The organism is Deferrisoma palaeochoriense (assembly GCF_054656955.1).
Genome location: NZ_BAAHXI010000251.1, coordinates 1 through 204 on the forward strand (window position 1 = coordinate 1; position 204 = coordinate 204).

At 60.8% G+C, this 204-nt stretch carries 1 rRNA gene; it reads right to left on the reverse strand.

Features of this window, described 5'->3' with window-relative positions:
* Positions 1–204: ribosomal RNA gene (locus ACYQ8L_RS18895) — 23S ribosomal RNA — on the reverse strand; the annotation flags it as partial.

Sequence of the window (204 nt, forward strand, 5' to 3'; positions counted from 1 at the left end):
TCGGTCCAAACGCGACCCCGGTGGCGCCGGAATATTAACCGGCTTCCCATCACCTACGCCTTTCGGCCTCGGCTTAGGGTATCGGCTAACCCTGGGCGGACGAGCCTTCCCCAGGAAACCTTAGGCTTTCGGCGAGCGGGATTCTCACCCGCTTTATCGCTACTTATGTCAGCATTCGCACTTCCCCGCGGTCCACCGCTCCTT